At 69.5% G+C, this 13825-nt stretch carries 11 protein-coding genes and 2 riboswitches; of the genes, 8 read left to right on the top strand and 3 right to left on the bottom strand.

All coding sequences use genetic code 11. From position 1 onward, the window contains the following. Positions 1–134: 134 nt before the first annotated feature. From AC3A5K_RS08760 to AC3A5K_RS08740, 5 genes are read left to right on the top strand one after another with little or no spacing between them, the layout of a single operon-like run. Entirely contained in the window at positions 135–1034 is a 900-nt protein-coding gene (locus tag AC3A5K_RS08760; protein WP_487617140.1) for an acyl-CoA dehydrogenase, read from the top strand. Further along, positions 1022–1792 (top strand): PIG-L deacetylase family protein, encoded by a 771-nt coding sequence (locus AC3A5K_RS08755; protein WP_487617139.1) that lies wholly within the window; start codon positions 1022–1024, stop codon positions 1790–1792. The genes AC3A5K_RS08760 and AC3A5K_RS08755 overlap by 13 nt, the downstream gene beginning before the upstream one ends. Continuing rightward, positions 1789–2397, top strand: a complete 609-nt coding sequence (locus AC3A5K_RS08750; RefSeq protein WP_487617138.1) for a class I SAM-dependent DNA methyltransferase — start codon at positions 1789–1791, stop codon at positions 2395–2397. Before AC3A5K_RS08755 ends, AC3A5K_RS08750 begins: the two co-directional genes overlap by 4 nt. Beyond that, positions 2394–3110, top strand: coding sequence for a glycosyltransferase family 2 protein (locus AC3A5K_RS08745; RefSeq protein ID WP_487617137.1), 717 nt, complete (start codon positions 2394–2396; stop codon positions 3108–3110). The genes AC3A5K_RS08750 and AC3A5K_RS08745 overlap by 4 nt, the downstream gene beginning before the upstream one ends. Beyond that, positions 3100–3366: a hypothetical protein gene (locus tag AC3A5K_RS08740; RefSeq protein ID WP_487617136.1), complete on the top strand. Its 267-nt coding sequence runs from the start codon at positions 3100–3102 to the stop codon at positions 3364–3366. The genes AC3A5K_RS08745 and AC3A5K_RS08740 overlap by 11 nt, the downstream gene beginning before the upstream one ends. A 9-nt stretch (positions 3367–3375) precedes the next feature. Here the strand turns inward: AC3A5K_RS08740 and AC3A5K_RS08735 are convergent, their stop codons facing one another. Both AC3A5K_RS08735 and gcvP read right to left on the bottom strand, forming a co-directional pair. Then, positions 3376–5439 carry a putative bifunctional diguanylate cyclase/phosphodiesterase gene (locus AC3A5K_RS08735; RefSeq protein WP_487617135.1) on the bottom strand — a complete coding sequence of 688 codons (2064 nt, stop codon included), beginning with the start codon at positions 5437–5439 and terminating at the stop codon, positions 3376–3378. 210 nt (positions 5440–5649) lie between these two features. After that, positions 5650–8538: an aminomethyl-transferring glycine dehydrogenase gene (gene gcvP / locus AC3A5K_RS08730; protein WP_487617134.1), complete on the bottom strand. Its 2889-nt coding sequence runs from the start codon at positions 8536–8538 to the stop codon at positions 5650–5652. Between the two features lie 92 nt (positions 8539–8630). Continuing rightward, positions 8631–8751: riboswitch (glycine riboswitch) on the bottom strand. Further along, positions 8752–8837: riboswitch (glycine riboswitch) on the bottom strand. A gap of 168 nt (positions 8838–9005) precedes the next feature. Between gcvP and AC3A5K_RS08725 the strand changes: the two genes are divergently transcribed. Together AC3A5K_RS08725 and AC3A5K_RS08720 are read left to right on the top strand one after the other, a co-directional pair. After that, the gene (locus tag AC3A5K_RS08725) at positions 9006–9794 is read left to right on the top strand and encodes a hypothetical protein (protein WP_487617133.1); all 789 of its coding nucleotides are present in this window, start codon (positions 9006–9008) and stop codon (positions 9792–9794) included. Next, positions 9791–11044 (top strand): multidrug effflux MFS transporter, encoded by a 1254-nt coding sequence (locus tag AC3A5K_RS08720; protein WP_487617132.1) that lies wholly within the window; start codon positions 9791–9793, stop codon positions 11042–11044. The genes AC3A5K_RS08725 and AC3A5K_RS08720 overlap by 4 nt, the downstream gene beginning before the upstream one ends. 68 nt (positions 11045–11112) lie before the next feature. Here AC3A5K_RS08720 and AC3A5K_RS08715 read toward each other — a convergent pair whose 3' ends face one another. Further along, complete coding sequence (locus tag AC3A5K_RS08715) at positions 11113–13110, bottom strand: M2 family metallopeptidase (RefSeq protein WP_487617131.1); 1998 nt, start codon at positions 13108–13110, stop codon at positions 11113–11115. A 144-nt stretch (positions 13111–13254) separates the two neighbouring features. On the opposite strand from AC3A5K_RS08715, the gene AC3A5K_RS08710 reads away from it, so the two are divergent. Then, positions 13255–13809 (top strand): hypothetical protein, encoded by a 555-nt coding sequence (locus AC3A5K_RS08710; RefSeq protein ID WP_487617130.1) that lies wholly within the window; start codon positions 13255–13257, stop codon positions 13807–13809. Positions 13810–13825: the final 16 nt, after the last annotated feature.

Here is a 13825-nt window from a genome sequence, read left to right as displayed (position 1 = left end):
ACCCTAGGGTCGGGCGCATGTCGCCTTCGCCCCTGTCCGCGCGCCGCGCCGCCGCCGCGCCCACGCCGCAACATCCGTCTTCATCGGTTTCCGACCTCGCTGCTGCAGCGAGGCGTGCGTGCGTGGAGCGGCCTGTGCTGCCGCGCCCTGGCCACGGCGCCACGCTCGATCGCTGGCGCGCGCTCGCGGCCTGGGCCGCGCAGGACGTCTGCCTCGTCAAGGTCATGGAGGCGCACTACGACGCGCAGGCGATTCTGGCCGAACTGGATGCGCCGGCTGCATCGGTAGACGTCCTCTACGCGGTGTGGGCGGCCGAGCCGCCGGATGCGCGCGTCGAATTTATCGAAAACGAGAACGGCGCCGGCACGCTTCTGGGCAGCAAGGCCTGGTGCTCGGGCGCGTCGATCGTGGACCGTGCGCTGGTCACCGCGCATAGGGGCGAGGCGCGCGTGCTGGTCGAGGTCGATCTCGACCAGGCCGGCGTCGACATCGCGACGGACGGCTGGCATGCGGTCGGCATGGCGCGGGTGCACAGCGGACGGGTCGAATTCCGGCAGGCACGTGCGCGGCGCATCGGTGCGCCGGGCGCGTATCTCGCGCGTCCGGGCTTCTGGCACGGCGGGGCAGGCATCGCCGCCTGCTGGTTCGGCGCGGCCGGCGCGATCGCCGATGTTCTGCGCATCGATCCGCGTGTTGCGCGCGATCCGCATGCAGCCGCGCATCTGGGCGCGATCGACATCGGACTGACGGCTGCGGCCGCGGTGCTGCGCGAGACCGCGGCGGCCATCGACGCGCGCCCCGACCAGCCGCATGTCGACGCGGTGATGCGGGCACGCGCGCTGCTCGAACGCGTGGCGACGGAGACGATCGATCGTGTCGGCCGTGCGCTGGGGCCGGGCCCGTTGTGCGAAGACGGCGCCCACGCGCAGCGCTGCGCCGACCTGACGACCTTCATCCGCCAGAGTCACGCGGAGCGCGACTGGGCCGCACTCGGCGCCGCTGCGCAGGCGCGCCCTGCGGGATGGACGCTGTGATCGGCGTCGAGGCCGATGCAGCGCCGGTGATTGTCGGCGCGGGCCACGCGGAATCGAGCTGGGATACGTCCGCCTGGCTGCAGGCGCTGCCCCGACACGAGGCCGCGCGCTGGCTGGCGGACGTCGGCCGCCTGGTCGTCGTCTCGCCGCATCCGGACGACGAGACCCTCGGCTGTGGCGGCCTGATCGCCGAAGCACGCCGACTGGGTGTGCCGGTACTGGTGCTGTCGGTGACCGATGGCGAGGCGTGTTACGCCGACGATCCCGAATGGCCGCCCGAGCGCACCCGCCTCGTGCGCCGCGCCGAGCTGCGCGCCGCGCTGACCACGCTGGGCGTCGAGGATGACGCGCTGGTCGCGCTCGACATCGGCGATGGTGGCGTGGCCGCGCGCGAAGACGCGCTCGCGTCCATCCTCGAGTCGCTGCTCGCGCCTGGCGATGTCGTGCTGACCACCTGGCGCTTCGATGGCCATCCCGATCACGAAGCCACGGCGCGGGCGACTGCGCGCGCGGCTGAAACCGTCGGCGCGCGCGTCGTGGAATACCCCGTCTGGGCCTGGCACTGGATCGATCCCGAGCGCGGCGATGACCGCTTGCAGGGCGCCTTCGCGTGCCGGCTGTCGGACGCGGCGCAGGTGGCCAAACGCGAGGCACTGGCGGCGTTCGCCTCCCAGCGTGCGCGCAACGGCGGCGCGCCGATCCTGCCGCCGCGGGTGATGGCGCGTTTCGAGCGCGATTTCGAGGTCCTGCTGCCATGACGGCGCAGCCGCGGACCACACCGGCCGCCTACTTCGAAGCGATCTACGCGGACGACGATCCCTTCGGCTACCGCAGCCGCTGGTACGAAGCGCGCAAGCGCGACCTGCTGCTGGCCAGCCTGCCGAAGGCGCGGTTCGAATCGGTCTGGGAACTGGGCTGCTCGAACGGCGAACTCACCGATGCGCTGGCGGCGCGCTGCGACCACCTGCTGGCCACCGATCTCGACGCCCGCGCCGTGTCAATGGCGCAGGCGCGCACGGCCTTGCATCCGCATGTGCGCATCGCGCGCATGCAGCACCCCGGGCAATGGCCGACCACGCAGTTCGATCTCATCGTCTTCAGCGAGGTCGGCTATTACTTCGACGAAGCCGCGCTGGCCGAGGTCGCGTCGGGCATGCGCGATGCGCTCGCGCCGGACGGCACGCTGGTCGCCTGCCACTGGCTGCATCCCTTCGACGCTGCGCCGCTGTGCGGACGCCGCGTGCATGCGCGACTCGCCGCGGTCCTGGGCGTGTCGGCCTTCCACTACGAGGATGCCGACCTGCGTCTGGAAGGGTGGTCCGTGCAGGACCGCTCGGTGGCCCAGCGCGAGGCGCTGCGATGATCGGCGTCGTCGTGCCGGCCCATGACGAGGCCGCCACCATCGCGCACTGCATCGCCTCGGTGCAGGACGCGTCGAGATGTGCGGCCTTGCGCGGCGAGACGGTGCGCATCTTCGTGGCGGTCGACCGTTGCAGCGACCGCACGGCGGAAATCGCCAGCGCAGCCGGCGCCACGGTGATCGTCGCCGATGGCGGCAACGTCGGCGCGACGCGCGCAGCCGGCATGCGCGCGGCCATCGATGCCGGTGCGCACTGGCTGGCGAGTACCGATGCCGATTCCACCGTGCCCGCCGACTGGCTGTCGGCGCAGCGCGCCTGCGGCGGTGATGCGTTCTGCGGCATGGTGTCGGTCGACGACTGGCTGGACTATCCGCGCGACGTGCAGCACGTCTATGCGCAGGCGCATGCGCACCTGGAGGGCCATCTGCATGTGCACGGTGCGAACCTCGGCGTGTCCGTGCCGGCGTATCTCGCCTGCGGCGGCTTCCCGCCGATCGCCGCCCACGAGGACGTCGCCATGGTCCAGGCGCTGGCGGCCTCGGGCGCGCGGATCGTGCGCCGCGCGGCGCCGGTGGTGCTGACCAGCGCACGCCGGACGGCACGCGCGCAGGGTGGCTTCGCGGATTATCTGCTGGCCCTGGAAGCGCGCCTGCGCGCCGCGGCCACGCGCCCGGCGGCCAGCCTCGACGCGACCGGGATCGTCCATGGGACCTGAAATCGTCGGCTGGACGGCCTCGGCGATCCTGCTGGTGACACTGGTCCGGCAGATCGTCACCCAGGTCCGCGACGACAGCGCCCAGGGCGTGTCGAAGTGGCTGTTCGTCGGCCAGATCGCAGCGTCGACCGGCTTCGTCACCTACAGCGCACTGGTCGGTGACCGGGTGTTCGTGGTCACCAACGTCTGCATCCTGATCACTGCGATCGTCGGCCAGGTGGTGACCCTGCGCCGGCGTCGCCGCGCCCGCGCGTAGCGCCGCCGATCAGAAGCGGGACGCGGCCGCGGTCGCGTCGACCGGGCGGCCGAGGTGGTAGCCCTGCAGGGACGTGCAGCCGAGTTCGGTCAGCAGGCGCTGCTGCGATTCGGTTTCCACGCCCTCTGCGATCACCGACAGGTTCAAGGTGCGGCCGAGGGCGATGATCGCCGAGACGATGGCCGCGTCCTCGCCACCCGGCACCAGATCGCGCACGAAGGCGCGGTCGATCTTGAGTTCGCTGGCGGGCAGGCGCTTGAGATAGAGCAGGCTGGAATAGCCGGTGCCGAAGTCGTCGATCGAGATGCGCACACCCAGGGCCGACAGGCGCTGCAGGATCGCCAGGCTGGTGTCGGGATCGTGCATCGCGGTGGATTCGGTGATCTCCAGTACCAGCGACGAAGGCGGCACGCCGTAGCGCGCCAGCGCGTCCTCGATCTTTCCCGGCAGACCGGGCGAGCGGAACTGCGTGGCCGACAGGTTCACCGAGACCGTCGGCACGAGATGCCCGGCGGTGCGCCATTCCATCAGCTGGCGGCAGGCTTCGTTGATGACCCAGCGGCCGATCTCGATGATCAGCCCGGTCTTTTCGGCCAGCGGAATGAAGCGGTCCGGCATCACGGTGCCGGCTTCGGGATGGTGCCAGCGCAGCAGCGCCTCGACGCCCTCGAGCGGGCCATCGGGCGCGCGCATCTTCGGCTGGTAGTGCAGCGAGAACTGCTCCAGCGCGACCGCGCGGCGCAGGTCCTGGATCATCGCAAGCTGCTGGTGCGCGCCCTGGTTCATCGACGGCTCGAAGAAGCAGTAGGCGTTGCGGCCCTGGTCCTTGGCCGAATACATCGCCGCGTCGGCATTGGCCAGCAACTCGCGCTCGCTGGTGCCGTCAGGGCCGAAGATCGCGATGCCGATGCTGGTGGTGACGTGCAGTTCGACGCGGTCGAGTGCGACCGGCTGTGCGACGGCTTCCATGATGCGTTCGGCCAGCGTGGCGGCATCGCCCGGTTCGCCGATCTCGGCCAGCACCACGAACTCGTCGCCCCCCAGGCGCGCCAGCGTGTCGTCGGCATCCGATTGCACCGCTTCGGCCAGGCGGCGCGCGATCTGCAGCAGCAGGCGGTCACCGGTGGCGTGGCCGTAGACGTCGTTGATCGCCTTGAAGCCGTCCAGATCGACGAACAGCACCGCGAAGCGGCGGCCGTGGCGCACCGCGCGACGGATCGCGTTCTCCAGCCGGTCGCGCAGCAGCAGCCGGTTCGGCAGCTTGGTCAGCGTGTCGTGCAGGGCCAGGTAACTCAGCTCCTGGTTGGCCTTGAGCAGCGACTCGCCGAGCTGCGCCGTGCGCTCCTGCAGGCGGCGGTCGAGGATCGAGGTGACCAGTGCCAGACCGAGGATCGCGAACGTGGTCGCGCCGACCAGGCTGGCCAGCCATGTCGGCGAGATGCCGCCCGCGATCGCCGCGCCGCAGATGCTGTCGGCGGGAAACCGTGCGGCCGCCATGCCGGTGTAGTGCATGCCGACGATCGCGATGCCCATCACCGCAGCGGCGACCACGCGCGCATACGGCACGCCGCGGCCTTCGGTGCGCAGCGCGAAGGCGATCCACAACGCAGCGCCGGCGGCGGCAATGGCGATCGCCACCGACAGCGCCAGCCAGCCGAAGTGGTAGTCGATGCCGGGCTGGATCTGCATCGCAGCCATGCCCACGTAATGCATCGCGGCAATGCCGCAGCCCAGGACCAGAGCGCCCACGGCCAAGCGGCTCGCGGGCAGGCTCTTGCCCGAGGCGATGCTCAGCGCATAGGCCGAACTGCAGATGGCGATCAGCAGCGAATACAGCGTGATCGCGAGGTCGTAGCCCTGCGGGATCGGCAGGTCGAAGGCGAGCATGCCGACGAAGTGCATCGACCAGATGCCGAAGCCCATCGCGACCGCGCCGCCGGACAACCAGCCGTGCGCGGTGCGGCCCTGGCTTGCGGCGATACGGCCGGCCATGTCGAGCGCGACGTAGGACGCGAACGCGGCAATGACGTAGGAGACCGCGACGAGGGTGAAGTTGTAGCTTCCGACAAGCATGTGCGGATGCCGCAGGTGGGGGAGCCCTCCTTCAAGCAAGCCACATGCCAGTATTCAGCCTGTTCGAAGCCCCCGCGCCTGCGGTCATCGGCCTGAACAACTGCGGCGCCGCGCGAACCGCCAGCGCAGCGGATGGGCGATCACGTCGCAATCTGACGCGTCAAAAAACCGGCACACCGGCGCCTGCTGCAGGCGCCGGCATGCGGGAGATCAGACGACGTCGGGCTCGCTGAAGGCTTCCGGCTCGTCCTCGGCCGAACCGACCGGGATGCAGCTGCAGAACACATTCTTGTCGCCGTGCACGTTGTCGACACGCGCGACCGGCGGCCAGTACTTCGTGTGGCGCAACGTCGCAAGCGGGAACGCGGCGAGTTCGCGCGGGTAGGCGTGGGTCCACTCGCTGGCGGTGACCTGCATCGCGGTGTGCGGTGCGTGCTTGAGCGGGTTGTCCTCGCGATCCAGACGGCCGTCCTCGATCGCGCGGATCTCGCCCCGGATCTGGATCATCGCGTCGATGAAGCGGTCGAGCTCGTGCAGCGATTCGCTCTCGGTCGGCTCGACCATCAACGTGCCGCTGACCGGGAAGCTCAGCGTCGGCGCGTGGAAGCCGAAATCGATCAGGCGCTTGGCCACGTCCTCTGCGCTGATGCCGGTGGCGTCCTTGATCGGACGCAGATCGAGGATGCACTCGTGCGCGACCAGATCGTTGCGACCGGTGTAGAGCGTCGGGTAATGCGGTGCGAGGCGCTTGGCGACGTAGTTGGCATTGAGTAACGCGACCTGGGTGGCGCGGCGCAGACCGTCGGCGCCCATCATCGCGATGTACATCCAGCTGATCGGCAGGATCGAAGCGGAGCCATGCGTCGCCGCCGAGACCATGCCCACCTCGCCGCCGCCGCCGAGCGCGCGCGGCAGATACGGCGCGAGATGCGACTTGACCGCGCACGGGCCGACGCCCGGGCCGCCGCCGCCGTGCGGAATGCAGAAGGTCTTGTGCAGGTTCAGATGGCTGACGTCCGAGCCCCACTTGCCGGGCTTGGCCACGCCGACGAGGGCGTTCATGTTGGCGCCGTCGGTGTACACCTGGCCGCCGTGCTGGTGGACGATGTCGCAGATCGCGACCACGTCTTCCTCGAACACGCCATGCGTGGACGGGTAGGTGATCATGATCGCGGCGAGACGATCCGAATACTTCTCGGCCTTGGCGCGGATGTCGTCGACGTCGACGTTGCCGTCCTTGTCGCAGCGGGTCACGACGACGGTCATGCCGACCATTTGCGCCGACGCGGGATTGGTGCCGTGCGCGGATTCGGGAATCAGGCAGATGTCGCGATGGCCCTGGCCCTGCGCCTCCTGGTAGGCGCGGATCGCGAGCAGGCCGGCGAACTCGCCCTGCGCACCGGAATTCGGCTGGAAACTCACCGCGTCGTAGCCGGTGATCTCGACCAGCATCGCTTCCAGGCCGTCGATCAGCGCGGTGTAACCCACGGTCTGGTCGGCCGGCGCCAGCGGGTGGATGTTGCCGAATTCGGGCCACGTCACCGGAATCATCTCGGCGGTCGCGTTGAGCTTCATCGTGCACGAGCCCAGCGGGATCATCGTGCGGTCCATCGCCAGATCGCGATCGGCCAGCGTGCGCATGTAGCGCAGCAGCTCGTGTTCGCTGTGGTGCGTGTTGAACACCGGGTGGGTCAGGAACTTCGTGTCGCGCGCGAGCGTCTTCGGCAGCGCGTCGGTGGTCGCGGTGTCGAGTGCTTCGATGTCGATCTCGGCGCCGAAGAGCTTGGACAGCGCGACGACTTCATCGCGGGTCGTGGTCTCGTCGAGGCTGACGCCGACCGACGACGCGTCGATCGCGCGCAGGTTGAAGCCGGCATCGCGCGCCTTGGCGTGCAGCGCATCGGCGTCGACGCCGGTCACGTGCAGCGTGTCGAAGAACGCATCGCCAACGGTGACGCCGGCCTTGCCGAGCGCAGCGGCCAGGATCGACGCGAAGCGGTGCGTGCGACGGGCGATGCGGGTCAGGCCGTCGGGGCCGTGGTAGACGGCGTACATCGACGCCATCACCGCCAGCAGCACCTGCGCGGTACAGATGTTGGACGTCGCCTTCTCGCGGCGGATGTGCTGCTCGCGGGTCTGTAGCGTCAGGCGGTAGGCCTGGTTGCCGGCCGCGTCGACCGATACGCCGATCAGGCGGCCGGGCATCGAACGCTTGTAGGCATCGCGGCAGGCCATGAAGCCGGCGTGCGGACCGCCGAAGCCGAACGGCACGCCGAAGCGCTGCGAGTTGCCGACCACGATGTCTGCGCCCCAGCGGCCCGGCGCCTGGATCAGGGTCAGCGCCAGCAGATCGGTCGCGACCGCGACGATGCCGCCGCGCGCGTGCACGGCATCGGCGACTTCGGCGTGAACGCCGATGCGGCCGTAGGTGTTCGGGTACTGCAGCAGCACGCCGTAGCTGTCGGCGCCCGATGCATCGGCAGCGGGGCCGATCAGCAGTTCGATGCCGAGGCCGTCGGCGCGCGTGCGCAGCACGTCGAGCGTCTGCGGATGTACGTCGTCGGCGACGAAGAACACGTTGGACTTCGACTTCGCCGAACGCTTGGCCAGCGTCATCGCTTCGGCGGCAGCGGTCGCCTCGTCGAGCAGCGAGGCGTTCGCGATGTCCATGCCGGTCAGGTCGGTGACCATCGTCTGGAAGTTGATCAGCGCTTCCATGCGGCCCTGCGAGATTTCCGCCTGATAAGGCGTGTACGCCGTGTACCAGGCCGGGTTCTCGAGGATGTTGCGCAGGATGACGTTCGGCGTGTGCGTGCCGTAGTAGCCCTGGCCGATGACACTGCGCAGCACGGTGTTCTGCTTCGCGACCTTGCGGATCTTCGCCAGCGCGTCGACTTCGGTCATCGCATCGGGCAGGGCGAGCGGCGCGCGGGAGGCGATCTTGCCCGGCACGATCGCATCGGTCATCGCGTCGAGCGAGTCGTGGCCGACCACGCCGAGCATGTGGGCGATCTCGGCATCGTTCGGGCCGATGTGGCGTTCGACGAAGGCCGAGTGGTGTTCGAGGTCGCGCAGGGTCGAAGCGGTCATGGCAGGCATCCGGAAGTGAGGAGACGCGAAAGTCGGAAGCGCCTGCGGTCCGGCGTGCACCCGGCCATGGCCGGACACCACCGGAAGACCTGCGGCCTTCCTCGCGCCCCTCTGTCCTTTTGCCTGAGAGTTTGGAAGCCGCCGCCACGCTGCCTGGCCGGACTTCGTGCCCCTTCGGCGCCTGCGTACCGATGATCCGGCCGCCGATCTCTCCAGAGTGTGTGCCCCGCAGCGGTACTGGGCCTGAGCGATTCCGGGCGGTTGCGCCTACGGCAGCGGGTGACCCCCGCTTCTCCCACTGCGAACCCGGCCAGTATACCGGCGCGCCGCCGGATCGCATCGCGCGAGGGCCGCTGTCGCGTGTGCAGGGCCACTATCATGGGCGGCTGCCGGCGTCCGCATGCCGGTCGCGCGGCGCGGCACATCGGGCCTCCCGCGCCCGTCTCGGGATGTCGTCACTGAACAGGATCCGCGCCATGCAGTCTTCATCCTTGCCACCCGCCGGGCAGCCCGCCGTTCCGGTACCACCGCCTGTCGGCGTGACGCGGACGCAGGCCCCGTCACTGGTGCTCCGGCTGGTCGGCATGCTGCAGCGCGAACCGGTGCTGTTCCTGACACTCGGCTACGCGCTGGTCTCGTTTCTGGGGCTGTGGTCGAGCTACTGGTTCTACCGACGCTTCGGCATTCCGATTCTCGAATATCTGCAGACCAGCGACGTGTTCTTCGCCGGCCTGCGTCGGCCGGTCTATCTGCTGTTGTTGCTGCTGTCGATCGCCGGCATGTGGCTGTCCACCTGGCCGCAGCGTCTCAACGAGCGCGACCCCGAGCGCGCAGCCCGCATCCGCACGCGCTGGTGGGGCGGCTGGCTGTTTCCGGCGAACGACAGCTGGATGAACTTCTGGGGCGCGCGCAGCGAGTCCCAGCTGGTCTTGGGCTCCGCGGTACTGGCGATCTACATCTCGTTCGTGGTCCACCACAACGAAGCACGTGCGATCCACGAAGGCCGCAGCGGCGATCGCGTCCAGGTCCGGCTGGTCGGGCAGCCGGCGCCGTTGCCCGAGGCCAGGCTGCTGGGCACCAGCAGCGCCTATGTCTATTTGTGGTGGCCCGAGGCACGGCGCGCCGAGGTGATTCCCGTGTCGTCGGTGGCCCGGATCGCAATGCGTCCGGAGACCGTTGTGCCTCGATCGCCGCCGGCGCAGCCCGACCGACCCGCGCCCCGGCCCGCTGTGCCCGCGCCGACGGCCCCGGCGCCTGCACGATGAGCACGCCGAAGATGCCGAGCCTGCGCACGCTGGCCCTGCTGCTCGCGGGCCTGGCGATGTTCGGCCCGTTCTCGATCGACACGATCTTTCCGGCATTCCCGGCGATGGGCGGCGATCTCGATGCCGACCCGGCGGCGATGCAGCAGACCATTGCGGTGTATCTGATCGCCTACGCGCTGATGAGCATCGTGCACGGGCCGCTGTCGGATGCGATCGGCCGCCGGTCGGTGATCCTCGGGGGGCTGGCAATCTTCGTGCTGGCGTCGGTGGGCTGCGCGCTGTCGACCGATCTGACCACGCTGCTGTGTTTCCGCGCGCTGCAGGGGCTGTCGGCCGGCGTGGGCCTGATCGTCGGCCGTGCGGTGATCCGCGACGTGCTGCAGGGCGACGATGCCCAGCGGCTGATGAGCCAGGTCATGATGATCTTCAGCATCGCGCCGGCGATCGCGCCGATCATCGGCGGCTGGCTGCTGGGCTGGGGCCGCTGGCCGCTGATCTTCTGGTTCCTGGTCGCGTTCTCGCTGGTGCTGCTGGTCGTGGTCTGGCTGTGGCTGCCGGAAACCCATCCGCGCGAACACCGCATTTCGCTCGCGCCGCGGCGGTTGCTGGCCGACTACACGTCGATCTTCGTCAACAGCCGCTTCCAGCGCATCGCCGCGGCCGGGGCCTTCAACTTCTCGGCGCTGTTCCTGTACATCGCCTCGACGCCGGTCTTCGTCGTCGACGTGCTGGGCCTCAACGAACGCCAGTTCGGCTGGTTCTTCGTGCCGATGATCAGCGGCATGATGCTCGGCTCCTGGGTCTCGGGACGCGCGGCGGGGCGCATCACCGGCACGCGTCTGGCGAACATCGGGTTCGCCTGCAGCGGCGTCGCGGTGGCGTTGAACGTCGCCTACAACCTGCTGGTCGACCAGCCCGCGATTCCGTGGGCGGTGATGCCGGCGATGCTCAATTCCTTCGGCATCGCGCTGACGTTCCCGATCCTGACGCTCGCGATCCTCGACATGTATCCGCGTCAGCGCGGCTCGGCCTCGTCGCTGCAGGCATTCACCGGGCTGGTGCTCAACGCCGCGGTCGCCGGTCTGCTGTCGCCGCTGGTCAGCCATCAGCCCGTGCTGCTGGCGGTGACGTCGGCGGCCTTCATGCTGGTCGGCTGGCTGTTCTGGCGTTGGGAGCTGTCGCGCGGCACCGCGCCGCCGCCCGCGTGTCCGCGTGATCCGGCAGCGCTGGAACCGACCGACCAGATGTAGGCCGGCGGCAGACGCTGCAACGCAGAAGGGCCGGCAATTGCCGGCCCTTCTGTTCGTGCGTGCTGCGGTCAGCCCTGGGTCGGGGCTGCGGGTGCCGGCGCGGGAACCGGCGACTGCGCGGTGGCCGGCGCGGTCCAGCCGCAGGTCCGGCCTTCGTTCTGCTCGGTCAGCCAGGCCTGCAGCGGTGCGAAATATTCCAGCACCGGTGCAGCGTCCATCTGCTCGCCGCCGGTGAGTTCCTTCAGCGTCTGCTGCCACGGCTGGCTGTTGCCCTTCTCCAGCATCGCCCAGAACTTCTCGCCGGCCGCCTGGTTGCCGTAGAAGCTGCACTCGTACAGCGGGCCGGTATGGCCCGACGCATCGCACAGCGCCTTGTAGAACTGGAACTGCAGCACGTGCGACAGGAAGTAGCGCGTGTACGGCGTATTGCCCGGCACGTGGTACTTGGCGCCGGCGTCGAAGAACTCCTCACCGCGTGCCGTCGCCGGGGCGACGCCCTGGTATTCCGCCTTCAATGCCCACCACGCGCTGTTGTAGTTGTCCGGCGTGATCGAGCCGTCGAACACGCCCCAGCGCCAGCGGTCGATCATCAGGCCGAAGGGCAGGAACGACACCTTCGCCAGCGCCATGCGCATCTGCGAATTGACCAGCGATTCCTGGGTCTGCACCTGCGCGCCGGTGAGGCCGATGGTGTGCAGGTATTCCGGCGTCATCGCCAGCACGATGGTGTCGCCGATGGCCTCGTGGAAGCCGTCGTGCGCGCCGCCCTGGAACAGCGGCGGACGGCCGTTGTAGGCGAGGTAGTAATAGACGTGGCCGAGCTCGTGATAGATCGTCGTGAAGTCTTCCTCGGTCGGCTTGGTGCACATCTTGGTGCGCACGTCGCCGGCCATGTTCATGTCCCAGGCGCTGGCGTGGCAGACCACGTCGCGGTCGCGCGGCTTCACGAACTGGGTCTTCTCCCAGAAGCTGTCGGGCAGCTTGGGCATGCCCAGCGAGACGTAGAAATCCTGCGCGCGCTCGTTCATGCGCTTGGCGTTGTCGACCTGCGCGGCATGCGCGATGTCGGCGCGGCGGTCGGCGTCGATCAGCACGTTCTCGCGGATCATGCGTTCGTTGAGCGTGGACTGGTACTGCCGCTCCAGCGCGCCGGTGATGTCGAGGCTGCCAGCATTGGGGTAGGGCTGCAGCACGTCCCACAGGTTGCCCCAGTCCTGCTGCCACATGTTGCCCATCAGGTGCGCCGGCAGCAGACCGCCGTCGACGGTGCCACGGCCGGGATAGCGCGCGTCCATGCGGGCACGGGTGTAGCAGTGCAGCTGCTCGTACAGCGGCTTGACCTGGCCCCACAGGCGGTCGGTCTCCGCGGCCAGCTCGGCCGGCGGCATGTCGTAGCCCGAGCGCCAGGCCTCGCCCGCGTCGGCGAAGCCGAGGTCGCGTGCGCCTTCGTTGACCAGTTCGACGAAGCGCGTGTAGTCCGGGCGCATCGGCTGGGCGATCGTGTGCCAGCCCTGCCAGGCATCGAGCTGGGCGTCGTAGTCGCGGCTGGTGCGCAGCACGTCTTCGAGCTGGCCCAGCTGGCGGCAGCTGCGCGCATCGCCTTCGCCGGTGCAGTACTGGCCGGAACCGCAGACGCCTTCCATCTTCGAAGCGATGCGGGTCAGTTCGGCAAGGTGTTCCGGGTTGCGCGGCGGCGGCATCGACGCGCCGAGCTTGAGCAGGTTGATCGCGCGCGCAGTGTCGGCCGACATCGTCTGGCCCTCGAACCGGCGCGCCTGCTCGATCCAGCTGTTGAGCTGCGCGAGGTAGCGTTCGTTGTACTTCGCCGCCAGCAGCTGGCTGTCGTCGTTGATGTAGGTCGAGGACAGCCATTGCGAGGCGGTCACCTCCGGCATCATCGCCCGCAGCTCCGCGTTGACGCGCACGATGAACTGGTCGGCGGTCTCGCCTGCGGGAATGGCGGCGCCGGTCGGCGACGTGGCGTCGGGCGACGGCGCGCGGTTGCAGCCGACGAGCGTGAGGCTCGCGGCGACGGCAAGGGCGAGCAGGGCGTGGCGATGGGTCACGACGGCATCCGGTCTGGCAGGGGAACCGGGAGGCTAGTGCGCCCCATACAGGCCCGCAAGTGTCGGCGTGCTATGGGTGGCGTCCATTCCTGCCAGTGGTCCGCCGCGCCCGATGACGGCGCACGGATCCCACGAGTCCCCGACATGCCGACACGCCACCGCCTTCCCGTCCATTCGTTCGCCGCCGCGCTGATCGGGGTCTGCGCGCTCGCAGCGCCTGCATCGGCGTTCGCGCAGTCCGCCAACGCGCGCGAGGTCCGGCCGGTGCCCGAGTACAGCGCCGCCGCACTCACCGCGTTCTTCGGCGATGCACGCGGTGCCTACCTGCATCAGGAAGGACCGGTACGCGCGCAGATGGGCGCGGCGCTCGGCATTCCCGACGGCGGCGACGGCAAGGCGACGCGCGCGTGGGATCTCGGTGACGGTCGGGTGCTGCACACCGGCTGCCGCCAGCACAGCTGCATGGAGAAGGGCGCGGTCGTCTACGACACCGCGACGCGTGCGGTGCTGGCCGCCGGCATGCTGCACACCCGCTGCGCCGAACGCGCGCCGGCAATCGCGGGCTGCGCGCAGCAGCCGGTGCTGACGGTCTTTCTGTCGGCGACCCGGGCCGCGCCGTTCCAGGCACTCGGCGCGATCGACGACTGGGCGGACGAGAAATCCCCGGGCGCCGAGCGCGAAGTGCGCACGCTGCCCTGACGCGATTCGCGGGCGA

It is taken from the genome of Luteimonas sp. Soil_C_5 (genome assembly GCF_057656615.1).
Note: the sequence above shows the minus strand (reverse complement) of the source record. Positions and strands in the feature narration are given on the sequence as shown.

Bases quoted from the DNA above. Each gene is read 5' to 3' on its own strand.
- AC3A5K_RS08740 (WP_487617136.1), top strand. From the start codon at position 3,100: ATGGGACCTGAAATCGTCGGCTGGACGGCCTCGGCGATCCTGCTGGTG.
- AC3A5K_RS08745 (WP_487617137.1), top strand. From the start codon at position 2,394: ATGATCGGCGTCGTCGTGCCGGCCCATGACGAGGCCGCCACCATCGCG.
- AC3A5K_RS08710 (WP_487617130.1), top strand. From the start codon at position 13,255: ATGCCGACACGCCACCGCCTTCCCGTCCATTCGTTCGCCGCCGCGCTG.
- AC3A5K_RS08750 (WP_487617138.1), top strand. From the start codon at position 1,789: ATGACGGCGCAGCCGCGGACCACACCGGCCGCCTACTTCGAAGCGATC.
- AC3A5K_RS08725 (WP_487617133.1), top strand. From the start codon at position 9,006: ATGCAGTCTTCATCCTTGCCACCCGCCGGGCAGCCCGCCGTTCCGGTA.
- AC3A5K_RS08720 (WP_487617132.1), top strand. From the start codon at position 9,791: ATGAGCACGCCGAAGATGCCGAGCCTGCGCACGCTGGCCCTGCTGCTC.
- gcvP (WP_487617134.1), bottom strand. From the start codon at position 8,538: ATGCCTGCCATGACCGCTTCGACCCTGCGCGACCTCGAACACCACTCG.
- AC3A5K_RS08735 (WP_487617135.1), bottom strand. From the start codon at position 5,439: ATGCTTGTCGGAAGCTACAACTTCACCCTCGTCGCGGTCTCCTACGTC.
- AC3A5K_RS08755 (WP_487617139.1), top strand. From the start codon at position 1,022: ATGGACGCTGTGATCGGCGTCGAGGCCGATGCAGCGCCGGTGATTGTC.